Consider the following 25,523-nt stretch of genomic DNA (forward strand, 5'->3'; position numbering starts at 1 on the left):
GCGTGGGCGAGCACGGGGACTCCGCACCGCGGCTGCGGGTGACGCTGCTGGGTACCTTCCGGGTGGCCCGCGGCGAGGCCCCGGTGGCCGTGCCCGGCGCGCGGCTGCGAGCGCTGCTCGTCCGGCTCGCGCTCGGCGGTGGCCACGCCGTCGACCCGGGGATGCTGGTCGACGCGGTCTGGCCCGAGGACCGGCCGGCCGAGCCGGCCAACGCCCTCCAGTCCCTGGTGTCGCGCCTGCGCAAGATCCTGGGCTCGGCCGGCGCGGTCGTCCAGGTCGAGGGTGGCTATCGGCTCGACGTGGCCGGCGGCGACGTCGACGCGCTGCGCTTCGAGCGGCTGGCCGCCGACGGCCGCGACCAGCTGCGAGCGGGCGACCTGGCCGCCGCGGCGGCCCGGTTGACCGAGGCCACCGCGCTCTGGGCCGAGCCGGCCGTGGTCAGCGCGGTGGCCCCGGCCGCCGCCACCCGGCTCAAGCGGGCCGCGGTCGAGGCGGTGGCCGATCTGGCCGAGGCCGAGCTCGCGCTGGGCCGGGCCGGTGACGCCGCTGGTCGCCTGGCCACCCTGCTCGGCGAGCAGCCGATCGACGAGCGGGCGGCCGCCCTGCTGATGGACGCGCTGGCCGCTCAGGGCCGGCAGGCCGAGGCGCTGGGCGTCTACGAGACCGTGCGCGAGACCCTGGCCGAGCAGCTCGGGGCCGACCCGGGAGCGGCCCTGCGCGAACGCCATGTGCGCCTTCTGCGCTCCCCACGAGGCGACTTCGAACCGGCCGGCGGCTCGGCCCGCGACGCGGCCGAGCGCCCGGCGAGCAATCTGCCCGCACCGCTGACCAGCTTCGTCGGCCGCGGCGACGACCTGGCCCGGATCGACACGCTGCTGGCGGCCGGCCGCCTGGTCACGGTGGTCGGGCCGGGCGGGGCCGGCAAGACCCGGCTGGCCATCGAGGCCGGCCGGCGGCGGCGCCACGAATACCGGGACGGCACCTGGCTGGTCGACCTGGCCGCGGTCACCGAGCCGGCCAAGGTGGGTGCGGCGCTGTTGTCCGCGGCCGGGCTGCGCGGGTCGGCGCTGTTCGAGACCGCGAGCCGCCTGCCGGGGCCCGGCGAGGAGCTCGACGTGCTGGCCGAGCAGCTGGGCGGCCGGGCCAGCCTGCTCGTGGTCGACAACTGCGAGCACGTCGTCGACGCCATCGCCTACCTGCTGGCGGCGCTGCTCCCCCGGTGCCCCGCGCTGCAGGTGCTCGCCACCAGCCGCGAGCCGCTGGCCGTCGACGGGGAGGCGCTGGTGCCGCTCGGGCCGCTGACCCTGCCCGAGCCCGGCGACGGCGTCGAGCAGGTCCGGCGTACGGCATCGGTCCGGCTCTTCGTCGAGCGGGCCGCGGCCGTGCGCCCGGGCTTCGACGTCGACGGCACCACGCTGACCGACATCGTGCGGGTCGTCCGCGGGCTCGACGGCCTGCCGCTGGCCCTGGAGCTGGCCGCGGCCCGGCTGCGCACGCTGTCACTGACCGAGTTGACCGGCGGGTTGTCCGACCGGTTCCGGCTGCTCACCACCGGTCACCGCACCGCCAATCCGCGCCACCGCACGCTCCGCGCGGTCATCGCCTGGAGCTGGGAGCTGCTCGGCGAGCACGAACGCACGGTGGCCGAGCGCGTCGCCGTGCTGCCGGGCGGCGTGACCGCGGCGACCGCGGCGGCCGTGTGCGCCGGCACGACGGTGTCCCCGGCCGAGATCCCCGAGCTGCTCGGCGCCCTGGTCGACCGGTCGCTGCTGCAGCTCGCCGCCGAGCCGGGCCGTTACCGGATGCTGGAGACCCTGCGCGAGTACGGCATGGAGCGCCTGGCCGAGCGGGGCGAGCTGACCGCCGTACGCGATCGGGCCGCCCGTCATCTCGCCGCGCTCGTCGCCCGGCTGGAACCGCAGCTGCGTGACCGCCGCCAGCTGGACGCGCTGCACGAACTGAACGCCGAGTACGACAACGCCTTGGCCGCGCTGCGCCACCTCTGCGACCTCGGCGACGGCACCGCTGCGGTGGCGCTGGCGATGAACCTGGCCTGGTACTGGCAGATGTTCGGCCGGCACACCGACGCGACCTACTGGCTGGCCGAGGCGCTGGCCGTGCCCGCGACGGGCCACTCGCTGCACCGGGACTGCGCCGAGGCGGTACTCCTGCTCAACCGGGTCGGCGCCCGGTCGGCGATGACCCCCGAGGCGGTCGAGAAGAGTGAGTCGGAGCTGCGCGCGCTCGCCGACCGCCTGCTCTCCTACCCGGCGTTGCCCGGGCTGGCCGGCGCCCTCACCGCGCTGGCGTTGTTCTTCCTGCAGGAGGACGAGGCGTCGCTGGCCGTCACCGACCGCCTGGTCGAAGGCTCCGACGTCTGGCTGGCCGGCCTGGCCCACCTGTTCCGCGCGCAGTTCGCCGAGAACGAGGGCGACATGCCGCGGATGGCGATGAACGTGACGGCCGCGCTCGCCTGCTTCGCCCAGGTCGGCGACCGCTGGGGCCAGGCCACCGCGCTGCCGATGCAGGCGCTGCTGCGGCAGTACGACGGCGACCTCGAGGGCGCCCTGGCCGACCTCGACCGGGCTCGCTCGATGGCCCGCCAGTTCGGCTCGCTCAGCCTCAACGACGAGTTCTTCATCGACCTGCGCTGGGTCGACCTGCACATGCGCCAGGGCGACAACGAGCAGGCCGTCGCCATGCTGATCTCGCTGCGCGAGCGAGCGCTGCACGCCGCCGCACCCGAGATGGTCGTCCTGCTGAACGCCCTCGAAGGCGGCATGTGGGTGCGCCTGGGCGACCTGGCCCGCGCCGGCGATCTGATCACCCTGGCCGAGGCCGGCATGGCCGCCGACCCCCTGTTCGCCGGCGACCACGGCCGCGCGATCACCGGCGCGGTCCGGGCGTTCCTCGACCTGGAGCTGGGTGACCTGGCCGGCGCCCAGCGGGCGCTGGCCGGGGCCTACACGGCGGCCGTCGAAAGTCGCGACAAGCCGATTCTGGCCCTGGTCGCGGTGGCCGCGGCCGGCCTGGCCGAGCGGCAGCAGCGCCCCCACGAGGCGGCCCGCCTGCTCGGCGCGGCCGCCCGCCTGCGCGGCAGCCACGACCGCAGCGACCCGACCGTGCGCGAGCTGACCACCAAGGTCCAGGCCGCCCTGGGCGAGGACGACTTCACCCGGGCCTACGGAACGGGCTTCGAGCTCGACGGCCAAACCGCTTCCGCGCTGGTCGGCAGCTCCGGCGGCCCCGAGGGCCAGGCACTGTCGGGCCCGTGACCCCCGCCGGCGGCCATCGGCCGTCCGCTGGAACCGCCGGCAGCCGATTGGCCCCACCCGGTCGCCCGCGTCAAAGCTCGCGAACCGGAGCCATCTCGACGGTGCTCCTACTCGCCGGCCGGGACGGTGACGAACCCGTCGGTCCACCTGTCCTCATCGACCGTGTACTGGTCGAGGAAAAAGCAGTCCGGTTCATCCTGGAAGCCCGGCAGCAGCCTCGCTCGCTCGATCCGCTCCTTGGCCTTCCGCTCAGTCGAGTAAGCACCAAGAATCTTCACGTCGTCACCGTCTTCTTCGTCCCAGTCGAGTTCTCCGCTTTCGTCGCGGTGTCGCGTGGGCCTGCCGTCGACAAAGGGCGCATGCCGAATGTGCCAGAGCACGAAGATCTCCACGACGCGACCTTACGAGCGAACCGACGTCCTCGCGCCCATGCACGCCGCATCTCGGCGACGCACATTCGGCACGGCCGAGAACGGGCCAGTACGACACGTGAACCGGACCCGCCTGTTCAGGCGGGTCCGGAATCTCCCGGGGCAGTTGTCGCGTTCGGCTGCCGCTGGTCAGGCGCGGCGGGCGTAGGCGCGCAGGGCCAGGGGGACGAAGACGATCAGGAGGCCGGCCATCCAGGCCAGGGTGATCGTCAGGTTGTGGGCGACCGGACCGCCGAGCAGCAGGCCCCGGATGGTCGACACCAGCGGGGTGATCGGGTTGACGTGGACGAAGGCCTGCAGCCAGCCCGGCAGGGTGTTCGTCTGGACGAAGACGTTGCTGCCGAAGGAGAGCGGGAAGATCAGCAGGAACATCACGCCCTGGACGGCACCGGGCGTGCGGACCAGCATGCCGACCCAGACCGAGATCCAGCAGAAGCACAGGCCGAACCCGATGGACAGCGCGACCGCGGCCACGGTGGGTACGAATCCCGTCTCCACGCGGAAGCCCAGCAGCGTGCCGAAGCCCAGCATGAACACGCAGACCGTCAGGTAGCGGACGACGTCGGCCGCGACCGCGCCGACCAGCGGGGCCGAGCGGGCCACCGGCAGCGAGCGGAAACGGTCGAAGACGCCCTTCTCGATGTCGGCGTTCAGGTTCTGACCGAGCGCGATGCCGCCCAGGGCCAGTGACTGCGCGAGCAGGCCGGGCAGCAGGAACTGCAGGTACGCGCCGCGGTCGCCGCCGGCGATGGCCCCGCCGAACAGGAACGTGAAGAGCAGCAGGAAGATCACCGGTTGGATGGTGACGTCGATCAGGGCCTCGGGCGTACGCAGGGTCTTGATCAGACTTCGGCGGGCCAGCGCCATACTGTGGCGCATCAATGCCGCCAGTGCGCCGCCGCGTGGCCGGTCGATGTCGCCGGAGAAGCCGCGGGTGGGGACGTCGAGGGTGGTCATACGAGCTCGTTCTCCTTGGCAGCGGTGGGGGTCCCCTCAGTCAGGGCGTGGAACACCTCGTCGAGGCTGGGCAGGTGCAGCCCGAGGTCGACCAGCTCGATGCCGGCCTGGCGCAGCGCGGGCACAGCCCGGTCGAGCGCCATGTCGTCGGCCACCGGCACGCTGACCGCGCCGGGCCGAGCACCCGCGGCGGTGTCGGCCGACGCGTTGGTGCCGGGGGCGGCCACCGCGTCCAGCACGCGCATGGCGTCCGGCACCCGGGTGGGGTCGGCCGGGCGTACGCGAAGGGTCAGACCGCCGACCCGGCGCTTGAGACCGTCGGGCGAGTCGTGGGCGATCACCCGGCCCTGGTTGATCACGACGATCTCGTCGGCCAGCGCGTCCGCCTCCTCCAGGTACTGCGTGGTCAGCAGCACGCTGGCGCCCTGGGTGACCTGGGTGCGCACGACGCCCCACATGTCCTCGCGCTTGGCCGGGTCGAGACCGGTGGTCGGCTCGTCGAGGAAGATCACCTCGGGGTGGCCGACCAGGCTCGCGGCCAGGTCGAGTCGGCGCCGCATGCCGCCGGAGTAGGTCTTGGCCATCCGGCCGGCCGCCTCGGACAGGTCGAACCACTCGAGCAGCTCGGCCGCGCGCTTCTTGGCGTCCCTGGTCGTCAGATCGAGCAGCCGGCCGATCAGCACCAGGTTCTGGGTGCCGGTCAGGTCCTCGTCGACGCTGGCGTACTGGCCGGTCAGGCCGATCCGGCGGCGGACCCGGGCCGGCTGTTTGAGCACGTCGATGCCGGCCACCTCGGCGTAGCCCTCGTCGGGGCGCAGCAGGGTGGCGAGCACGCGGACGGCCGTGGTCTTGCCGGCGCCGTTGGGCCCGAGCACGCCGAGCACGGTGCCCCGGCGCATCGCGAGATCCACCCCGTCGAGCGCCTGGGTCTTGCCGAAGCGCTTGCGGAGTCCTTCCGCGCGCACCACGAGGTCACTCATGTGTCTTACCTCCCGTTTCGAGCGGCGCCGTGTGGCGCCGGCTCTCGACTGGAAGGTTCGCGTGCCGCGCTGACATCACGCGCACATATGGCTGACATCGCCGCACACGCGGCCGGCCCGAGCCTGTCAGCGGCGGCGGTGGGTCCCCCGGCGTGGCCGTACGGTCCACGCGATCAACGCTCCGACCAGCAGAACCAGCGGGATGGCGGCGATCCAGAGCAGTGGCGGTGTGGGCTCGCTCACCGACGCTTGCGGGGCGGCCGCCGCCCTCGGCTTGGCGGGCACGGGTGAGGGGGAAGGTTTGGGCCGCGGCTTGAGGTCGGCGCCCACCACCGACAGGATCCAGGGCGCGATCGCGTCGACGCGCGTGGAGGTGTCGGCACCGCTGTGCGGGCAGCGGGGGCCCCGGCTGACCACCGCGACCACGACCGCCGGCTTGCCGTCGGCGAAGTAGGGCCCGCCGGAGTCGTGCGGGCAGGCGCTGGTGGTCTTGCGCGGGGCGATGCCCTCCACGCTCAGCTCGGTTTTCGCCACCGAGGTGACCTCGAACTGGCCGGTCTGCAGGCGTGAGGCCGTCTGCTTGGCGGTGCCGCTGGTCAGCCCGAAGCCGACGAGCCGCAGCCGCTGGCCGTCGGTGGGTTTCTTGCGGTTGAGCTTGAGCGGGGTGATGCCGGTGATCGGCTTGTCGAGCCGGGCCAGCGCCACGTCGGCCGTGCCGTGCTGACGCACCTCGACGACGTTGGCGCTGAACCCGGCCTTGCCCTTGAGATCAGCCCGGCCCACGGTGGCGATCGTCTTGTCGGCGACCGTGCGCGAGACCCGCTGGTCGTTCTCGTCCTTGAAGCAGTGGCCGGCCGTCAGCACCCAGCGCGGCGAGATCAGGCCGCCCGAGCAGGAGCTGTTGCGCTTGCCGCCGTCGGCCGTCGGGATGCCGATGTCGGTGAGCTTGACCGCGAACTCGTACGTTCCGTCGGGCACACCCTCACCGTTCGCGATCGCGTGGGCCGGTGTGCTCACCGCCCCGGTGATCAGGATCGCGACCACCGCGACGAGGACCCTCGATAGCGTCTTCATCGGAGACGACAATAGAGGTCTGGCGCCAATTGCAGAGTGTGTCCCCGGGGATACGCACGATCCCCGGGGACGGCGGGCTCAGGACTGCAGCCACTCCAGCAGGTCGGCGTTGATCGTGTCGGCCTGGGTGGTCGGCATGCCGTGCGGGAAACCCTCGTACGACTTGAGCGTGCCGTTCTTGAGGAGCTTGGCCGACAGCGGGCCGGCGTCCGCGTAGGGCACGATCTGGTCGTCGGTGCCGTGCATGACCAGGACCGGCACGGTGATCTTCTTGAGGTCCTCGGTGAAGTCGGTCTGCGAGAACGCCACGATGCCGTCGTAGTGCGCCTTGGCGCCGCCCTGCATGCCCTGGCGCCACCAGTTCGCGATGATCGCCTCGGACGACTCGACGCCCGGCCGGTTGAAGCCGTAGAACGGGCCGGACGGCAGCGCGCGGTAGAACTCCGAGCGGTTGGCCGCGAGCTGTGCCTGCAGGTCGTCGAAGACGCTCTTGGGCAGGCCGCCCGGGTTGGCCTCGGTCTGCACCATGAGCGGCGGCACCGCGCTGATCAGCACACCGCGGGCGACCCGCTCCTCGCCGTGCCGGGCGATGTAGTGGGCGACCTCGCCGCCGCCGGTGGAATGGCCGACGTGGATCGCGTCGTGCAGGTCGAGATGGTCGACGACGGCCTTGAGGTCGTCGGCGTAGTGGTCCATGTCGTGGCCGTCACTGACCTGAGTGGACCGTCCGTGGCCGCGGCGGTCGGCCGCGATCACCCGGTATCCCTTGCTCAGGAAGAACAGCATCTGGGTGTCCCAGTCGTCGGCCGACAGCGGCCAGCCGTGGCTGAAGACGATGGGCTGCCCCGAGCCCCAGTCCTTGTAGAAGATCTCGACGCCGTCGGTGGTGGTTACGTAGCCCATGCCGATCTCCGCTTCAGTGTCTGCGAGGAGTGCTCCCGCAGGCCAAGCTATGCCCCGCCACCTGCCCGGCAACAGCTTTACGTGATGAACGACAACTTTGACGAGGCGGCCGTCACAACCGCGGCCGGTCCGCGGTCAGGGGTGCGCGGACCGAGCTGCCTGAGCTTCAGGTGGCCCGCCTGGCCGCCTAGGGGATGAGCAACTTGGGCGGACAGTGCATCGGCTCGCGCCTCGAGGAGACGCGAGCCGACGGTGGGGAAACGTGGCGGTCAGACCTTCCAGAAGACGTAGACCGCGCCGTACTTGACGGCCTGGGTGGCGCCGTCCGTGCAGGGGCCGGCCGGGGCGGTGCCGCCCGAGGTCAGCAGCCGGCTGATGTGGGTGGCGGTGCCGAGCACGCCGCTGCCCGACTTCTCGGTGACCTCGAGCAGCAGCTCCGGGATCGTGCCGGTGCGCGGGCTCTCGGCGACCTTCTTGGCCTTGACCAACGAGTTGTCGCGGGTCGACTGCCAGCTCGGCCCGCCGAAGTGGTGCACCCGGCCGCCGGTGCCGACCAGCTGGGCCTCGGGCACCGAGGCGGGGCCGAAGACGTTGGCGGCGCAGGTGTAGTTCTGGGTGCCGGAGACGACGACGTACGCGCCGATCGGCTTGGCGCCCTTCGGCGGCTTGATGGCCGCCGGGATGCCCGGGATCGAGACCGCGCGGGCACCGGGCCCGACCGCGGCCGGCGCGACGGCGGCCTGCTCGGCGGCTGAGGCGTTGAAGGTCACGGCGCCGACGGTGGCCACCACGGCGGCCATCCCCACCCCGGCGGCGGCGCGAACCCGGGAACGCTTCGTGTTGAGCATGAAGATGTCTCCTCTTTTGTGGGGCGTTGAGCGTCGCCCCGTCGACGGGAGACACGGCTCCGAGCCGCGCGCAGATGTATATCGGTGTCGATGTTGCCCGTTCGTCCTTCTTGGATGGTACGAACGGCCGACCCCCAACGTTTTCGCAGGCCAGGATGCATCCTGCCTTCAGGACTCCCGGGTGGACACCGGGTGAACGCGGCCTGTCCCGACACCCTTGGCCGAGCAGACGGTCTGCGGACCACTGACAAAAATCGAGGCCGTCTCGTCCGGCGGGTAGACCCGGTACCCGCGCACCTCAACCGGCTTGCACTGCCCCGCGTCGAAGTTGGCGGAGATCGGCCAGATCACCAACGAGTAGACCACCCCGCCCGGCTCGACCGTGACGGTCCTCTTGCCCGACTGCCCCGCTTCGCGGCTGAACGCCTCGTTGACCTGCGTCCCGTTGTCGCCGGCCACCCAGGAGACCCCCGGGTAGCCGAACAGGGTGCAGGCCCGGTCCGACTTGTTGCCGAAGACCAGATCGACCGACCGGCTGCCCGCCGCCGCGTCCCCCTCCCCGGTCCGGACACTCAGATCCGCCGTACGACATCGAGGCGTGGCCGGTCTGCTCGTCGGCGAGGCCGGGCCGGTCGTGGCCGTCGTCCCGGTCGACGGCGACGCCAACGGCGACGGCGACTCGGTGGCCGGGCTGGTGGCGGGCGCGCTGGGAACCGGCGCCGGACCGGCGGTGTTGCCGGACGACCCGCAGCCGGCCAGGAGCAACACCGGCACGGCCAGGAAAACGAGGCGCTTCATGACTCCGGTTTACCGCCGAGTATCGGCCGGCAACCGCACTCTCCGAGGTGATCCGCACGACGGAGCCCCGTTTCGGCCGGACGTGACGGCCGGCACCCGGTGAGGAGTGCCGGCCGGGCTCACCGTGCTACGACATGATCCAGCGGAACAACATGTTGTTCCGCTCGTCCCAGCACTTACCCAGGTACAGCTTGGTATAGGGGCTCGTGTGCTGACCGATGCACATGTCCTCGACGCGGCCACTATGGATCAGGCTGGTGGTCATGCTGTCGGGAGCCGTGATCGATGCCCGGGCCCATTTCTGCTTGGGGGGCGGCGTGGGCAGGCAGTATTCCGCGTACACCCGGTTGTTGTCGGCCGCCCTCTCCGGTGCGGACAAGCACCAGCGCCGACCGGTGGCGGGATCCCAGCGGTTGTTGACCACCCGGTACCAACCATCGCCGAGCGCCTCCCACACCCAGTGCTCATTACCGACGTTGTGGCACGGATCCGGCCACGCGTACACCATGATGTCGGCCGCGCCGTTGGACTTGAAATGCTGGTCGATGCAGTCGCCGGTCCGGCGGTTCTGCATGTGCTGCGCGCCGGCCGCGACCGCCGGCGACGCCACCACGAGACCACCCGCCAGTGTCAGGACCGCGATGGCCAGGATCGTTGTGATGCGGTTCATCGATACCTCCCCCGTATCTTGAGCCTTCGTCCTATCAGGGGAAGGGCTCCGCGGGGGTGGTTCTGTCCTCGATCGACCAGTACCCGGACATGACGACGGCCCGCGGCGCCAGGTGCCGCGGGCCGTCGGTCTGACCGGCGTGGGGTCAGGACTTGAAGGCGTCCTTGACGTTCTCCACGGCCTGCTTGAGCTTGGAGCTGCTCTGGTCGGCCTTGCCCTCGGCCTCGAGCTGCTCGTCGTCCGTGGCCCGGCCGACGCCCTCCTTGACCTTGCCCCCGAACTCCTCGGCCTTGTTGTCGACCTTGTCGTCGAATGCCATGACAGCCTCCAGTTCGTCGTGCCAACGACCTGCTGGTACCCACACTTGCCAAAGGGCAATCACTGCCCGTCGGCGGCCACCGGCTCCTCGGCGGTGACCGGGTGGCGCAGCCCCGGGTGGCCGGGCGGCAGCGTCCGGCGGATCACCCACCAGCTCACGGCCAGGCACGCGGCCACCAGGGGCCAGGTCAGGGCGACGCGGGCCACGCCGAGCGCGACCACCTGCCCGGCGGCATAGAGAGGCAGGAAGATCGCCACCCGTACGACGTACTGCAGCACCCAGACCCAGCTGGCCAACCCGTACGACCGCAGCAGAGCCGGGTCGCGCCGCCACCGGGTCCGCTGCCCGAGCACCCCACCGACCACCAGGCCCAGCAGCGGCAGGCGGATCACGATGCTCACCGCCCAGGCCAGCGCGCTGGCCGCGTTGCTCAGCAGCTGCAGCAGGAAGAAGTCCTCGGCCCGGCCGGTCCGCAGCGCGATCAGCGCCGCCACGCACACGCCGAGCAGGCCGATCAGCACCGCGCGGGGCTTCTCACCGCGACGCAGCCGCCAGATCGACACCGCGATCGCGAACCCGACGGCCACCGCGGCCCCGGCCCAGATGGACTGGCCGCCGGCCGCCCAGCCGACCACGAACCCGGCCGCCGGCACGGTCGCGTCGATCGCGGCCCGCCGCCCGTTCAGCAGCTGCGACAGCGACTCCGGCTGCGTCATCCCCCACCCCGCACTCTCCAAGAGTTAGGAAAGCCTAACCGCAGCCGGGGCGGGCTCTCACTCCAGGTGGAAGGTGGCGTCGCCGCGGCTGGTGGCGTCCGGGGTGGTCTCGAGCCGGAGCAGATGGTCGACATGCCGGAGGTATCGGCCCGGGAAGTTCACCGACTCGAAGGAGACGCCCGCCGCGTCGGCCAGCCCGGCCCGCCGCTGGAAGCTCGCGTCGCCGCGGAACAAGGCCGTGCCGTCGGCTCGGTCGACCCACGCCTCGTTGTTGCGGTGGCGCAGGTAGTAGCCCGGATAGTTGGTCGACTCGAGCGACACCGAGCCACCGCCGGCCAGGCCGGGCACGATGCGGAACTGCGAGTCGGCCAGCGCTGTCACGGCGGTGTCGAGCCGGGCCCGGAAGTCCCAGTGGCGCAGGTAGCGGTCGGGGAGGTTGTGCGACCGCAGTCGTACGGGATGGGCTCCGTCCGGGATCGGGATGCCGAAGTTCGGCGTTCCGTCCACGTTCCAATAGAACTTCTGGACCCGGGTCCGCCGGTTGGGGTCGTTGAGCGGGTCGCCGCTGATGTCCCGGTAGTTGCGGTCGTGATAGACGATCAGGTCGCTCTGCCCGTCCTCGGCGACCGTGAACGAGTTGTGGCCCGGCCCGTACTGCCCGGTGGCCGCGTTGCTGACGAAGACCGGGTTCGGGCTCTTGGTCCACGACGAGGCGCTGAGCAGGTTGGCGGTGGCCGGCGCGGTGAGCAGCCCGAGGCAGTAGTTGGCATCGGTGGCACTGGCCGAATAGGTCATGAACACCTTGCCGTTGCGCACGATCACGGCCGGACCCTCGTTGACCGCGTACCCCCGGGTCTCCCAGGCCAAGGTCGGGACAGCCAGCCGTACGGGGGTGCCGGTGATCGTCCAGGGGCTGGTCATCCGGGCCAGGTAGAGGTTGGAGTTGGTGGCGATGCCCGGCTCCTGCTGCGCCCAGGCGAGGTAGCGGACGCCGTTGTGCACGAACGTCGTCTCGTCCAGCGAGAAGGTGTCCCAGGCAGTGACGATCCGCCCGCGCTCGGTCCACGGGCCGCTCAGCGGATTGGCGGCCGAGCTTTCCAGTACGTACATCCGGATGCGGAACCGGTCGTCGGCGCGCCCGGCCGTGAAGTAGACGTACCACTTCCCGTCGATGAAGTGGATCTCCGGCGCCCAGATGTTGGCGCTCATCTCGCCGCTCGCGTGCTTGCGCCAGATCACCGTCTCGGCCGCCGAGGACAACCCCGGTACGGTCGTCGCCCGGCGCAGCACGATGCGGTCGTACTCGGGCACGGTCGCGGTCATGTAGTAGTAGCCGTCGGTGTGCTTCCAGACGTGGGTGTCGGCCCGCTGGCCGGCGATCGGATTGGTGTAGGACACCGGCGGCGCGGCCACCGCGGGCGACGGCACCAGGAGGACGGCCGCGACGGCGAGGAGGACCTTATATCGAAGGTTGCCCATACCTTCGATAGTGTTAACGATAACAACGCACGGGTCAAGCGCGGATCGGGCGCGGCTCAGTCCCCGTTCGGCAGCGTGGGCGGCCCGGGCCGGGCCAGTTCCTCGATCAGCCGGGGCAACTGGCCGCGCTCGAGCAGGCTCTCGTCCGCCCGGATCCGGCTCATCAGCTGGTCGAGCAGCGCGAACGTGACCTCGGTGCGGGCCAGGTCGTGGTTGGCCCGGACCCGGCCCGCGTAGTCGGAGAGCGCCCGCTCGAGCACCGTCTGAGCCGCCGCCTGTGGCATCCGCGACCGGAAATAGCGGCGCTGGGCGGTCAGCGGCGGGTTGTGCATCTCCTGGATGAAGTCGAAGCGGTCGGCCCGGGTGGCGGCGGGGTCGAGGTTGTCCCGCGTCTCGTTGGGCGCGGCGAAGATCAGCACCCACTGGTTGCGGCGCAACTGGTTGAGCCGGCTGAGCAGGCCGGTGGCCAGATTGCGCCCGCTGAGCGACCCGGCTCCGCGCGGCCGGCGCAGCGCGTCCTCGCACTGCGCGATGAGGATCACCACCCGCCGCAGGCGCATCAGGTCGTTGAGCACGTCGTCGAGCGCCACGTCGGGGAAGCCCCGGTTGTCACGGCGCAGGAAATCGGACGGGGTGAGCGTGAGCAGCGGCCAGTCCAGGGCCTTGGCGACCAGCTGGACCAGGCTGGTCTTGCGGGTGCCGGGCGGGCCGGGCAGCAGCAGCGAGGTGGCCGACGGCCGTTGCACCGGGTGGGTGACGATCGGCTCGACGAAGTGCCGCCGGATCGCCGCGGAGAGGGTTCCGTCGTCGGTCGGGTCGGAGATCCGCTCCAGGTGGGACGGGTCGGGAGCGGTGAGCACGCCCAGCGGGAGCGCGAGGTCGGGCCACGGGATGTCCCGGCGGTGCCCGGCGGCCACCTCGTAGCCGAGCAGCACCCGCTCCTGGCGCAGGCGGACCAGCGCGTCGTGATAGCGGATGAGGAACAGCAGCACCACCGCGGTGGCCCAGGACTCCAGCCGGCCCGGGGAGCGCGCCCGGTCGTTGCACCACCCGGCCCGGGCGCCGACCCGCATGAACGTGTTGTCGACGAGCTGCAGCGTCTTGCGCAGCACGCCGAGCAACGGGTCGACGTTGCCGTGCTCGCCCCGGTCGAGCCGGCTGATCAGCAACTCGGCCAGGGTGAGGGCGACCTCGAAGCTGGCCACGAACAGCTGTTGCGGGCCGCCGTAGGAGATCAGGCGAGAGGTCGGCCAGGAGCCGTCGGCGGTCTGCTCCTCGGCGATGACGACCAGGCTGCGGTCGGTCAGCGGCCGGTAGTCCGGCAGCTTGAAGCGGTGCAGCAACGCCACGCTGAACGCAAGCTCGGCCGGGTCGAACTGCGACGTTATCCCGGCCGAGTGCCGGCCGAGCTGCACCAGGATCGAGCGGCGGATGCGTACGCCGAGATCCGGCCACCACTGCTGCGGCTCGGCCCGGGCCAGACCGAGCGCGTCCCCGGCGCGCACCGCGTGCAGGGTGATGAAGTCGTGCGTCTGGTCGCCGGCGGTGATCCGCCCGCCCTCCCACGCCCGCAGGTTCTGCTCCGTCTCGCGCCACAGGCTCAGGACGGCCTCGCTGACGTCCCCGCCCACACCGGTCAGCGGCCGCGTGGTCTGCCGGAGCACGGAGGAGAGCAGCACCTGGGCGTCGGTGAACATGTTGTATCCGTTGCTCGCCGACTCACGGACCAGGGCCGGATCGCTCGGCAGCGCCGCGAGGTGCCGCTCGGTGAGGTCGCGCAGGACGGCCGACACCTCGTCGCGCAGCACTCCGGTGTCACTGACGGTGTGCGACGCCGGGCGGTCGTACTCCACGAGCAGGCGGTAGAGCTCGACCAGGGCGATGTGGGCCCGGCAGGTCGACGTCTTGCCGATCACCGGCGGGGTGCCGGCGCCACCGGTCGTCGCGACGGTGTCGCGGATGAACGCACCGGCGGCGGGCTCGTAGAAGGTGAGCAGGGCCCGACCGGCGGCCAGCACCCGGTCGCGACTCTCGGCGATCTCGCGGTCGAGGTCAGACAGCTGCGTCACGCGCCTCCCTCTGTGAGCGGTAGCACTCCCGCAGTTCCCAGACCATCCCGGTCGCGTCGACCTCGATCACCATGAACCCGTAGACCCGCTTGACGTCGGCACCCCCCTCGTCGAGGAAGGCTGTCCACTCCAGATGCGCGCCGTCCGGCCGGTACGCGATGGAGTCGACCCGGACCGAGACGGTGCGCTGGGACGAGACCTCGCTGCGCCAGTATTCCTGAATGCCGGTCAAACCATCAATAGGCGGCTGGAAAGGCTTGTCCCAATAGAGGGCGTTCCCGGTGAACACCGTTTCCAGCAGGTCCGGGTCTCGTTTACGCCAGGCGGTCAGATAGTTGCGGACCGCCTGCTCGCACCCGGCGTGCGGGCTCGGCTCGAAGGTGAGCCACCTGGTCGCCCAGGTGCGGTCCTCACCGTCGGCCGTGACGGCGCGGACGTCACCCTGGCCGAATCGCCGGACCAGCACACTTTCGCCGGCCAACTGCTCCAGTGCTGTCCACACTGTGTCGTCGGCCCGCTCGACGACCGTCACACTGCCGCGCGGGCCGGCCAGCGCGACCGCCCGGTTGAGGAAGTCCCAGGCGTGAGCGCGATTCTCGGTGAGGACGTGGGAGGCCAGCACCATGGCCGGTCCGGCCCAGCCGGCCGGCCGCTCGGTCGGCCAGTCACCGCCGACCGCGACCACCTCCACATCGAACCGCCGGTCCTTGCTCAGCGTCGCGGCGACCTCGCGCAGCAGGCTCACCGCGTGCTGAAGCTGCCGCTCCGACCGGTCGAGCAGGTGAACCCGCACCTCTTCGAGACCGGCGTCGGCCAGGTAGGCCAGGGCCGCGGCCGAGGCGGCACCGCTGCCGCAGCCCAGGTCGATCACGGTCGTGGCCGGCTCCGGACGGGCCTCGGTCAGCGCGCGGACGCATTTGTGAAAGTTGACCAGCAGGAACTCGGCCGCGAAGGGCGCGTGCACGTGGTCGTAGTCCGGCGGCGCGGCGTCGGATGCCCGGAGCAGGCGCCTCAGATGGGAGCGCTCATCGGGCAGTGCCTCGACGCTCTCGTTCACCCACGCGGCGGCCACCTCGGCGACCACATCCGTTGTGCGCATCGGCACACAGTAAACGCTGCGGGTTGCCACACAAGGACAATGAACCGTCAGCCGGTCGGTTGATAACCGACCGTTAAGGAGCTTGCCGCGAAAGGGCTCCGATTCACGTCCTCCCGCAGCTGCCCTTCCGCCTCCGCCAGCGCATCGGCGTCCCCGAGATCCCGGGCGACATCAGCGAGCTGCCGCCAGAGGTCGCGGAGCAGCCTGTCCCGCGGGCCGACCACGGCCGACCAGAGGCCGATGGCCTCGTCGAGGGCGGCCCGGGCCAGCTGCGGCTCGTGCAGGGCGGTCAGCACCGCGGCGTACGGTCGCAGCGTCTCGGCGATGTCGGGGTGGCCCGGCCGCAGGACGCGGCGCTGCACCTCCAGCGCCTCCTCGTAGCGACGGCGCGCGGCCGGCAGGTCGTCCATCTGGAACTCGACCCCGGCCAGCGTGACCAGACCCCGGGCGACCAGGGCGTCGTCGTCGTGCCGGCGCCGGTGCTCCGCGAGCATCGGCGCGAGCACCTGCCGGGCGACGCGCGGGTTCCCCTCCCGGTTGAGGCCGGCCAGACTGATCATCGTCGCGAGGTCGGAACCGACCCCGGGCCGGTTCTGCACGGTCAGCGCGGCCTCGGTGTCACCGGCCTGCAGGTGGGCCAGGATGAGCAGCCCGGCCGCGTCGGGCAGGCCCCGCAGCAGCGGTACGGCGGCCGCTCCCCCGCCCAGGCTGACCACGGCCTCGCCGAGCACCCGCTGAGCCTCGCGACGCCGGGCGGGAGACGCGCCGGGATGCTCGGCGACCAGCCGGGCGACTCGTCCGGCCTGCAGGTAGCTCCCGGCGCCGATCAGGCCCCGCGCCGCCGCCACCAGGCCGGTGTGCATCGTCTCGGCCGGCACGAGCAGCCGCTCGCCGTGGGCGGCCAGCGCGGCCAGGTGGGCCGCCAGGTCACCGGTGCCCTCACCGATGACGAACGGGAGGGGGTCCCGGGCGATGACGGCCACCGTCTGCTCGACGATGCCGCGGGACTCCTCGACGGCCAGCACCGCCCGCGCCGCCAGCTGCACGAGCGGGTGCAACTCGACGCTACCGGCGTTCAGCAGGGCCAGCGAATGCTCGTGCAGCAGCCCGAGCGTCTCTTCGGAGGCGCCGGCCAGCGCCCGCGGGAAGGGCTGCGGAGCGACGAACGCCGGGGCACCGACCTCGGCCGGGAGCAGGGTCACGCCGGTCAGGAGACCGGCGCGCCCGACGAACGCGAGGTCGTCGTCGGCCAGCCGCTTGCGGAACTCCCGGGCCGGCACCGCGACCAGGCGCAGATGGCGCACCGCGGCGGTGAGCGCCGACGGCAGCCGCCCGAGGGCCTCGGCCAGGGCCCGCAACTCCTCGTCGGGCTCGTCGCGGAGCTGGCTCCGCAGGAAGTCCACGGCCTGATCGCTGTCGAACGGCCCGATGTCGACGTGCCGGGCCGTCTGCGACCAGCTCTGCCGCCGGGTCGTGATCAGCACGTCGCCCCGGCCGGTCAGCGGCAGATAGGGGCGCAGCGTGCCCGGATCGGTGGCCCCGTCGATGATCAGCAGCCATCGGCCGGTGCCGGCCAGCCGTTCCCCGACCTGGGTGAGCGGGTCAGGGCCCGTACGCCCGGACCCGCCCAGCTCGTGCGCCAGCGCCAGCAGGGCCGCCTCGACGCGCCCGGCCTCACCACCGTCGATCCACCACACCACCTGGTATTCGTCGGCGTGGCTCTGGGCGTAGTGGCGGGCGGCCTCGCTCTTGCCCGCTCCCGGCATGCCGATCAGGGCGCACACGGTCGGCGAGTCGTCGGTGCGGTTCTCCAGCATGCACAGCGCCAGCCGCTCGCTGATCTCCGCCCGGTGCACCAGGCCCTTGGCCGGTTGCCGCACGTTGGTGACCCGCAGGCCCCGCCCCGGGTAGGGCAACGCCGAGTCCGCCGCGGAGCTGCCGCCCGACCCCAGGTCGGCGGGCCGGCGGTGGCGCGGGTCGAGCGCGCTGAGCAGCACGGCCCGGGCTTCGTGCTCCTGCAGGCTTTCGACGTCGAGGGCCTGCTCGTCGGCCAGCATCGCCGGCACGGCAACCGGGGCCACCCGGGCCACCAGCAGGCGGGCGCCGGTGACCCGCAGGGCGGCCCACTGCTGGGCGGCGACCGTCTCGGCGGCCAGCCGGGAGAGCACCACGACGAGGTAACCGGCCGGTGGTGGCGTCTCGGCCCCGCCCAGCTGCACCTGGTAGCCGGCGTCGGACAGTTGCCGGGCCAGCCACTCGGCCCAGGCGATGTCGTCCCGCAGGTGCCAGATGGTGAAGGTCGCAGCCGCCTCCGGCCGGCCCTCCGGGGGCACCTCGGTGGGGACCACGGCCCGGACGAAGGACAGGTATTCGCCGGCCGAGACCCGCGTGAACGAGTCGGACTCGCAGAGCCGGTAACGGAACAGGGCCGGCAGGTCCGGGTGCTTCGCCGCGAACCGCCGGGCGCGCTCGTCCTCGAGGATCCGGTCGGCGCTCGGCGTCGCCTCGTCCGTCACCGGTGGGGTGAGCGCGTACGAGTGCTCCAGCGCGGCCAGCAGCGCCGGGTCGTCCACGACGGCGTCGTAGACGTCGCGGTAGCCGGTCTGGAGCACCACGATCTTGGCCAGCAGGGGCGGCACCAGCGGGGAGTCGCTCAGCGCGCGGGCGGCCAGGCTCTTGAGCAGGGTGAAGGTCTGCACCATGCGCTTGATGCGCCGCGGGTTGAAGGGCGGGTTGCCGCGCAGGATCGGCAGGCACAGACGGACGTCCTCGTCGGACGAGATCCGCAGGATCAGGTTGTCGGCCGCGGCCGAGGTGACCGGCGGCAGCGAGAAGGGCAGCTGCACGATCTTCTCGAAATAGGTCTCGGAGATCCGCCGCAGCAGAACCTCCTGCGGGGCCAGATCCTTGTAGCGGACGGACACCGCGTTCTCGATGATGTCGCGGTCGACCGCGACCAGGAAGACACAGCCCTCGACGTCGAGGAAGAGCTTCATCGTCTCGACGATCTGCAGCGTCTGCTCGGGCAGGCACCGGTCCAGGTCGTCGATGACGACGACCAGCGGACGGTCGCGGCACACGATCCGGATGATGTCGCGGAAGTCCTCGCTGAACTCCTCCAGGAACGCGACCTTCTCGCGGTAGCTGCGCCGCTTCTGGAAGGCCGACAGATCGAACCCCAGCCGGACGTCGAAGATCTTGAACAGGGACTCCGGTTTGGCGGCCAGGGTGGCGCCGATCGCGACCACGGCGGCGGCCCAGGGCTGACCGAGCAGATCGGCGAGCCCGGGAAAGCTCTTCAGCGCGTTGGACATGGCCGGGTTGGCCTGTGGCACGAGAACGGTGGCCGCCATGAACAGGGCGAGCGCGATGAGCCCGATCCGGAAGAACAGCACGAAGAGCTTGCGCGAGAGATCGAGCACGCCCGAGCGGACGTTGAGTGAGCGCAGCCAGATCCGCAGCTTGACCCAGACCCGTCGCGGCAGCGGGCCGGTGACCCGCACCCGGTCCAGCACGGTCTGGATCAGCGCCTGCCAGAGGTCCTCCTCCCGCGCGTACTTCCAGGCGTTGAACCACACCGGCTCGATCCCCCGGGTGGTCAGCTCGGCGCTGACCTGCTTGAGGAAGCTGGTCTTGCCGCTGCCCCACTCGCCGTAGACGCCCACGGTCCACGGTGTCTGCTCAGGGCGCATGCCGGCGATGTAGTCGGCCAGGGGCACCGCGAAGCGGGCGAAACCGAGGTGATCCTCGACGCTGGCCGCGTCGTTGACCGCGAGGGACTCGGCGAGCACCGACGGGCCGGGAGCGGGCGGACGACGGGATCGACGCCGGATCATGTCCACACAGTAGTGCGCCCGGTCACGCCGTCCGGTCCCTCGACAGGGCGAGACGGCCGGTTGCCGGTTCACCCGGCCGGTCCTACGATCAGCGCTAAATCCATCGATGCCTGTCGAAGCCGCGATGCCACCGTCGAAGCGCTTCGACGATCATCCGAACAGAGGGGACACCATGCGCAGACGTGTTCTTGCGCTCTCGACGGCCGTCGCGCTCGGCGTGGGAGGAGCGGCGGTCCTCACCGCGCTTCCCGCGTCGGCGGCGGTCGGATGCCGTGTGGCCTACGCGGTCAGCAGCTCGTGGCCGGGCGGCTTCGGGGCCACCGTGACCGTCACCAACCTCGGAGACCCGCTCAGCTCGTGGACGCTGGTCTGGTCGTACTCCAACGGGCAGACCGTCACGCAGGCCTGGAACGCCACGGTGAGTCAGAGCGGGCCGACCGTCACCGCCCGCAACGCCGGCTACAACGGCGCGGTCGCCACCAACGGCACCGCCTCGTTCGGCTTCAACGGATCGGCGACCGGCACCAACAGCATCCCGACGGCGTTCACGCTCAACGGCACGGCCTGCACCGGATCGACCGGGCCGACCACCCCGGCCACCCCGCCTCCGTCCACCCCGTCCACCCCGGGCACCGGCGTCCCGTCCGACGCGGCCTGGGTCGACTCGGGACAGTGGGCCTCGTGGACCAACAGCGGCTACACGCTCTACAACAACATCTGGGGCTCGGGAGCCGGGTCGCAGACGATCTGGGCCCGCAGCGGCACGAACTGGGGCGTGGTGGCCAACCATCCGCGCACCAGCGGCGTGAAGTCCTACCCGAACACCGGCAAGACACTCAACCGCACGCTCAGCTCGCTGTCCTCGGTGTCCAGCTCGTTCAACGTCTCGGTGCCGGCCGACGGCGACTACGCGACCACCTATGACATCTGGGCCGACAACCACGCGTACGAGGTGATGATCTGGACCAACCAGCACGGCGCGGTCGGCCCGATCGCCGAGAGCTACGACGCCAACGGCGCGGTGCCCAACGTCCGGAACCTGTCGGTCGGCGGCCACACCTGGAACGTCTATCGCGGCAGCAACGGGGCCAACGCGGTCTTCTCGTTCATCCGGACCAACACCAGCTCGGGCACCATCGACCTGTTGGCCGTCATGAACTGGCTGCGCACCAACAACTGGTGGGGCAACGTGACGGTCGGTGAGCTGCAGTTCGGCTTCGAGATCACCGGCACCGCCGGCCAGTCGGCCTTCACCACGAACAGTTTCTCGCTGAACTACAGCTGACCCGTGTCGAGACGGCGGTGGCCGCTCCGACCTCAGGACGAGTCACCGCCGGATCGAACAAGGTCTGCGCTACCTGATCAACCGTTGGTGCGCAGGTCCCCCGGGCCGCTCGGCGATCTAGGCTCGGTGCATGCGCCTGGCCCACGTCACCGACCTGCACTTCGGGGCCGAGGAGCCGGCTGTCGTGGCCGGGCTGCGAGCCGACCTGGTCGCCCAGGACGTCGATCGGGTGCTGGTCAGCGGGGATCTGACCATGCGGGCGCGGGCCGAGCAGTTCCGGGCGGCGGTCGACCTGCTCGACGCGGTGGGCCGGCCGTGGACGTGTGTGCCGGGCAATCACGACCTGCCGCTCGATCGACCGGCCCGGGCGTTCGAGCCGCTCGGGGCGTACCGGAAGCTGGTCGACCCCGACCCGGAGCCGCTCGTGCGGGACGGCGGCCTGCTCCTGCTGGGGTTGAGCACCGCCCGCCCGTACCTGTGGAAGGGTGGACTGGTCGACGCGGCCCAGGTGGCCCGGATCGGCTCGGCCCTGGCCGGGCCGGCCGAGCTGAAGGTGCTGATGCTGCACCACCCGGTGTTCCGGTCGGCCCAGCGGCCGGACGAGGCCCTGGTGCACGGCGCCGACCAGGCCCTGCGGGCGGCGGCCGAGGTGGGCGTGGACGTCATCCTGTGCGGGCACGACCACGTCGCGGCGCAGGTCCGCTTGCGCGGGATGGTCGCGGTGATGAGCGGGACGGCCTGCTCCCATCGCGTACGCGCCGGTGAGAGCCAATCGTGGACGGTGCTCGACCTCGACGGGGACACCCTGCGATCCACCGTGCGGCACTGGCACGAGGGGGCCTTCCGGGCGCTCGGCGAGACCCGGTGGCGCCGGACGTCAGACGGCTGGCTGACCTGAGGCCACCCGCACCAGGGCGTTCAGGTCACGCCGGGTGAGCGCGGCCGGCCGCCGGCCGGGGCTGGACGAGCGCGGCACCCGCACCCGGAGCACGCCGGGCAGCGACCGGAACACCAGCGGCGGCGTCAGCATCAGCGCCTCCCCGTCCAGCCCGGCCGGCACCTCGGCGGTCGAGCGCACCTCGAACTTCTTGGCGACGAACTCCCCGACCGGCCGGGCACCCCGGGCGGCCACGATCCCCAACCGGCCGGTGTCGAGCCGGGGCCGCCCACCGGCCCGGCCGACCCGCGACAGGTCGTAGGGGTTGTTGGAGACCAGCACCAGCGACACGCCGCTGATCGGCGGGCCCTCCGGGCTGTCGAACGCCAGGTCGGGTGGCTGGGCGGCCGGTCCGAGCAGGTCGGGCAGCAGCCGGCCCCACGTACGGATCTTGGCCTTGCGGTAGCCCTTGGACCGCACCACCTCGGCGTAGACGCCGAGCGAGGCGTTGTTGACGAAGATGCGCCCGTTCACCGAGCCCAGGTCGACGAGCCGCTCGACGCCGTCGGTGAAGGCGTCCAGCGCGGCGGCCACGTCGGCCCGGTCCAGCCCGAGATCCAGGGCGAAATGGTTCCGCGTCCCGGCCGGCACACAGACGTACGCGATGCCGTGCCGCACAGCGGTGGCCGCGATCAGCGCCTGGGACCCGTCGCCACCGGCCATGCCGAGGACATCGGCGCCGTCGCTCACGGCCTTCTCGGCCAGCGCGGACAGATCATCACCGGGGCCGAGCGTCACCGTCGCGATGCCCCGGGCGGCGGCCGCGGCGTCGAGACCGGCCCGGGCGGCCGCGCCGTCACCCGACCACGGGTTGATCAGCAGGACGCCGTGCCGGGCCGCGGGCACCGGCTGAGCCCGGGCCCCGCCGAACACCGCCGCGCTGTGGGCGCCCAGCGCATAGCGGCTCGCCACGCCGAACACCACCAGCATGGCCGCCTGCGTCAGGAACAAGGACAGACCGATCATGATCATGGTAAGAGCGGCCAGTGCCGCGACCGCCCCGGCCAGCCAGCGCAGCAACCCGCGCCGGGTCAGCGCATACCAGGTCGCCGCGGTCACCACGGCGACCGCCAGCACGAACGACACGAACGTGCCGAAGTGCCGGACCGTCGTCTCCAGCGTGGCCGCGACGGCCAGCAGCGGCGCGATCAGCGCGACCACCGCGGCGGTGCGCCGGCCACCGCCGGGCGTCACCGCCGGACCGGTCACCGTCGTGGAGGAGGCAGGGTGATCGGCGGTGTGCTGCCCGGCTCGGGCGGCTTCTTGCCGCCCTTGCCGTCGCTGATCTCGATCACCACGACACCGTTCTTGACCGTACGGCCGCTCGGGCTGGTGCCGGCGGCCGTACCCGCCGGGCAGGCCGACTCGGTCTCACCGTTCGAGAGCACGGCGTCGAAGCCGGCGTTCTCGACGCGGTCCCGCGCCCGCACCAGCGAAAGGCACTCGACGTCCGGGATGCGCCGCTGATCGCCGTACACGATCTTGCGACTCTCGGGCCGCTTGAACTGCACCTCCGGCTTGCCGTCCATGTAGTCGGCCAGCGTGCGGTAGACAGCCGGGTTGACCGTGTCGTGGTCCATCCGGTCCTTGTGCGCCTGGTAATCGGGGTTGACCAGGTAGCCGGCCACCACGAGCGACGTCGTGCCGGCGATCAGCGAGGCCGTGCGGTCGCGGTCGGTGGTGCCGGTCTTGCCGAACACCGGGTGCCCGACCACCCCGCGGGTGGCCCGGGCGGTCGCCCCCTCACAACTGCCGAGCCGCGAGCGGTCACCGACCGGGCAGCGGGCCGCGTCGAGCGCCGCCCGGGCCACGTCGACCGAGGTGGCCCGCTCACAGTGCGGCTTGCCGATGTCGAGTTTCTGGTTGTCGCGGGTGGTGATCTGCTCGATCGGGGTCGGTTCGCAGTACATGCCGTCGGCGGCCAGGGTCGCGTACGCGTTGGCCATGTCGAGCGGGGTGGTCGCCGAGACACCGAGCGTGAACGCGCCCCACTGGTGCGAATAGCCGTCCGAGGCCAGCTTGGCGTCCGCCGGGTCGCGGAACTTGATGCCGAACCGCTTGGCGACGTTCACGACGTTGTCGGCACCGACCCGCTCCTCCAGCGGCACGAAATACGTGTTGATCGATCGGCCGAACCCGCTCCACATGTTGTAGACGCCCTCGCCGCCGCCACCCGAGTTCTGCGGGCACCAGAAGTGCGTGCCCGGGCAGGCCGAGTCACTGCTGCGCTCGACGACGTACTTGGTCTTGTAGAACTTCTCCGCCTTGATCGTGTAATGGAGCGGATAGCCCTTCTCCAGCGCCGCGATCAACGTGAAGATCTTCATCACCGAGCCGGCCTGATAGCCGGTGATGTCGCCACCACCGGTGAGCAGCGGGTTCACCGTGTTGGGGGCGGAGCCCTTGATGCCCTGACGCCGCTTCTTGGGATCGGACGACAACGGGTTCTTCGAGTTGTCGAGCGTGTACTTGCGGTTCGTGACCAGGAGCTTGACCTTGCCCGTGCGCGGCTCGACGGCCGACAGCAGCAGGGCGTTCTTGTTCTTCTCCTTGATCCGCGCCGAGACCCGGGCCTTGGCCTCCTTGGTCGCCTTCAGGTCGATCGTCGTGGTGATCCGGTAGCCACCGCTCTTGAGGCGCCGCTCCCGGTCGAACGCCGTGGCGCCGAACTCGGGTCGCTCCATCCACCAGCGGTAGAAGTAGTCACAGAAGAAACCCCAGCTGTTGTACGACACGGAGACACAGCCGTTGCCGACCCGGGCGACCTTGCGCGGGATGGCTTCCTTCTTGGCCGCGGCCGCCTGGGCCGGCGTGATGGCGCCCATCTCGACCATGCCCGGGATGACGTAGTTGTTGCGGCGCTTGCGGATCTCGTCGTACCCCTGTTTGGTGGTGGGGTCGTAGAACGAGGGCGCGCGCACGATGGCGGCGAGCAGCGCGGCCTGCCCGATGGTGAGGTCCTTGGGGCGCTTGTTGAAGTAGACCTTGCTGGCGGCGAAGATCCCGTAGGTCTGCTTGCCGAACGGCGCCATGTTGAGGTAGCGCTCCAGGATCTGGTCCTTGCCCACCTCCTGCTCGACCCGCATGGCGTACTTGATCTCGGTGACCTTGCGGACGTTCGTGTCCTCGGTCGCCTTGACCACCTCGGCCGGGCTGGTGGCGGAGTAGGCCAGCGACATCCGGACCCACTGCATGGTGATGGTGGAGGCGCCCTGCTTGGACTCCGACTTGCCACTGTTGTTGACCACGGCGCGGGCGACACCCTTGAGGTCGACCCCGTTGTGGTTGTAGAACTCCCGGTCCTCGGCGGCCACCATGGCGTCCCGGATGTGCTTCGACATGTCCTTGAGCCGCACGTCGCTGCGGAACTCGTCGTAGAACTGCGCGATCAGCGTCTTGTTGTCCGACGCGTAGACCCGCGTGATCTGCGGTGACGCGAAGTCCTTGAGCTCACTCGGCAGGCTGGCGAACGCCTGGTTGCCGACTTTGGCCGTCAGGCCGGACATGGCCGCGACCGGGAAGGCGGCAGCCGCCACCACCACGCCGGCAACCAACCCACAAGTAAGAAGCGCGAACACATTGAAGAAGACATTGTGATCACGTCTGCGGAACCACGAACTCACCGAACCACCACCAGCGCCTCGTCGGAAGCGAGTCCCGTCTATTTCACCCTGCCTTGTCAAGTGGCGGGCCCGGCGAATCGTCCTTAGCCGGGCAATTCGCCGATAATCTTCGACCAAAGAATCACAGCACGAAAGAGTGTGTACGCCTTGGTGGTGAAAATATCCGGTCTTTTGAACCGCGGGGGGATCTGGCGGGGGCTGGGTGCGTTGGACTTGCTTGCGCT

General features: G+C 71.2%; 19 protein-coding genes. 3 read left to right on the top strand and 16 right to left on the bottom strand.

Annotated elements, in window-relative coordinates; translation table 11 throughout:
* Positions 1 to 2 precede the first annotated feature (2 nt).
* Positions 3 to 3,275, top strand: a complete 3,273-nt coding sequence (locus tag NAG42_RS16430) for an AfsR/SARP family transcriptional regulator (protein WP_250031160.1) — start codon at positions 3 to 5, stop codon at positions 3,273 to 3,275.
* A gap of 107 nt (positions 3,276 to 3,382) precedes the next feature.
* Here the strand turns inward: NAG42_RS16430 and NAG42_RS16435 are convergent, their stop codons facing one another.
* From NAG42_RS16435 to NAG42_RS16500, 14 genes are all read right to left on the bottom strand, one after another.
* Positions 3,383 to 3,667, bottom strand: coding sequence for a DUF7336 domain-containing protein (locus NAG42_RS16435; RefSeq protein WP_250031161.1), 285 nt, complete (start codon positions 3,665 to 3,667; stop codon positions 3,383 to 3,385).
* Between the two features lie 168 nt (positions 3,668 to 3,835).
* Complete coding sequence (locus tag NAG42_RS16440; RefSeq protein ID WP_250031162.1) at positions 3,836 to 4,663, bottom strand: ABC transporter permease; 828 nt, start codon at positions 4,661 to 4,663, stop codon at positions 3,836 to 3,838.
* Positions 4,660 to 5,643 carry an ATP-binding cassette domain-containing protein gene (locus NAG42_RS16445; RefSeq protein WP_250031163.1) on the bottom strand — a complete coding sequence of 328 codons (984 nt, stop codon included), beginning with the start codon at positions 5,641 to 5,643 and terminating at the stop codon, positions 4,660 to 4,662. The genes NAG42_RS16440 and NAG42_RS16445 overlap by 4 nt, the downstream gene beginning before the upstream one ends.
* A gap of 126 nt (positions 5,644 to 5,769) precedes the next feature.
* Positions 5,770 to 6,717: a S1 family peptidase gene (locus NAG42_RS16450; RefSeq protein ID WP_250031164.1), complete on the bottom strand. Its 948-nt coding sequence runs from the start codon at positions 6,715 to 6,717 to the stop codon at positions 5,770 to 5,772.
* 78 nt (positions 6,718 to 6,795) lie between these two features.
* Complete coding sequence (locus NAG42_RS16455) at positions 6,796 to 7,620, bottom strand: alpha/beta fold hydrolase (protein WP_250031165.1); 825 nt, start codon at positions 7,618 to 7,620, stop codon at positions 6,796 to 6,798.
* Between the two features lie 269 nt (positions 7,621 to 7,889).
* Positions 7,890 to 8,468 (bottom strand): DUF3455 domain-containing protein, encoded by a 579-nt coding sequence (locus tag NAG42_RS16460; RefSeq protein ID WP_250031166.1) that lies wholly within the window; start codon positions 8,466 to 8,468, stop codon positions 7,890 to 7,892.
* A 168-nt stretch (positions 8,469 to 8,636) separates the two neighbouring features.
* Complete coding sequence (locus tag NAG42_RS16465; protein WP_250031167.1) at positions 8,637 to 9,266, bottom strand: DUF4232 domain-containing protein; 630 nt, start codon at positions 9,264 to 9,266, stop codon at positions 8,637 to 8,639.
* Positions 9,267 to 9,393: 127 nt separating this feature from the next.
* Positions 9,394 to 9,936, bottom strand: coding sequence for an RICIN domain-containing protein (locus tag NAG42_RS16470; protein ID WP_250031168.1), 543 nt, complete (start codon positions 9,934 to 9,936; stop codon positions 9,394 to 9,396).
* Positions 9,937 to 10,081: 145 nt separating this feature from the next.
* Positions 10,082 to 10,255 carry a CsbD family protein gene (locus tag NAG42_RS16475; protein ID WP_203821349.1) on the bottom strand — a complete coding sequence of 58 codons (174 nt, stop codon included), beginning with the start codon at positions 10,253 to 10,255 and terminating at the stop codon, positions 10,082 to 10,084.
* 59 nt (positions 10,256 to 10,314) lie between these two features.
* Entirely contained in the window at positions 10,315 to 10,971 is a 657-nt protein-coding gene (locus NAG42_RS16480) for a DUF3159 domain-containing protein (RefSeq protein WP_250031169.1), read from the bottom strand.
* 57 nt (positions 10,972 to 11,028) lie between these two features.
* Positions 11,029 to 12,450 carry a family 43 glycosylhydrolase gene (locus NAG42_RS16485; RefSeq protein ID WP_250031170.1) on the bottom strand — a complete coding sequence of 474 codons (1,422 nt, stop codon included), beginning with the start codon at positions 12,448 to 12,450 and terminating at the stop codon, positions 11,029 to 11,031.
* 56 nt (positions 12,451 to 12,506) lie between these two features.
* Positions 12,507 to 14,519 (bottom strand): AAA family ATPase, encoded by a 2,013-nt coding sequence (locus tag NAG42_RS16490; RefSeq protein ID WP_250031171.1) that lies wholly within the window; start codon positions 14,517 to 14,519, stop codon positions 12,507 to 12,509.
* Positions 14,503 to 15,618: a nuclear transport factor 2 family protein gene (locus NAG42_RS16495; RefSeq protein ID WP_250031172.1), complete on the bottom strand. Its 1,116-nt coding sequence runs from the start codon at positions 15,616 to 15,618 to the stop codon at positions 14,503 to 14,505. Before NAG42_RS16495 ends, NAG42_RS16490 begins: the two co-directional genes overlap by 17 nt.
* Positions 15,619 to 15,665: 47 nt before the next feature.
* The gene (locus NAG42_RS16500; RefSeq protein WP_250031173.1) at positions 15,666 to 19,454 is read right to left on the bottom strand and encodes a P-loop NTPase fold protein; all 3,789 of its coding nucleotides are present in this window, start codon (positions 19,452 to 19,454) and stop codon (positions 15,666 to 15,668) included.
* 172 nt (positions 19,455 to 19,626) lie between these two features.
* Here NAG42_RS16500 and NAG42_RS44110 point away from each other — a divergent pair, with 172 nt between their 5' ends.
* On the top strand, positions 19,627 to 20,739 hold the full coding sequence (locus NAG42_RS44110; RefSeq protein WP_284045411.1) for a glycoside hydrolase family 12 protein: 1,113 nt from the start codon (positions 19,627 to 19,629) through the stop codon (positions 20,737 to 20,739).
* A gap of 130 nt (positions 20,740 to 20,869) precedes the next feature.
* Positions 20,870 to 21,637: a metallophosphoesterase family protein gene (locus tag NAG42_RS16515; protein ID WP_250031174.1), complete on the top strand. Its 768-nt coding sequence runs from the start codon at positions 20,870 to 20,872 to the stop codon at positions 21,635 to 21,637.
* Here the strand turns inward: NAG42_RS16515 and NAG42_RS16520 are convergent.
* Both NAG42_RS16520 and NAG42_RS16525 read right to left on the bottom strand, forming a co-directional pair.
* On the bottom strand, positions 21,617 to 22,885 hold the full coding sequence (locus NAG42_RS16520) for a diacylglycerol/lipid kinase family protein (protein WP_250031175.1): 1,269 nt from the start codon (positions 22,883 to 22,885) through the stop codon (positions 21,617 to 21,619). The genes NAG42_RS16515 and NAG42_RS16520 overlap by 21 nt on opposite strands.
* Positions 22,882 to 25,299 carry a penicillin-binding protein gene (locus tag NAG42_RS16525; RefSeq protein WP_250031176.1) on the bottom strand — a complete coding sequence of 806 codons (2,418 nt, stop codon included), beginning with the start codon at positions 25,297 to 25,299 and terminating at the stop codon, positions 22,882 to 22,884. Before NAG42_RS16525 ends, NAG42_RS16520 begins: the two co-directional genes overlap by 4 nt.
* Between the last annotated feature and the right edge of the window lie 224 nt (positions 25,300 to 25,523).

This window comes from Paractinoplanes maris (genome assembly GCF_023544465.1).
GTDB classification, from domain to species: domain Bacteria; phylum Actinomycetota; class Actinomycetes; order Mycobacteriales; family Micromonosporaceae; genus Actinoplanes; species Actinoplanes maris.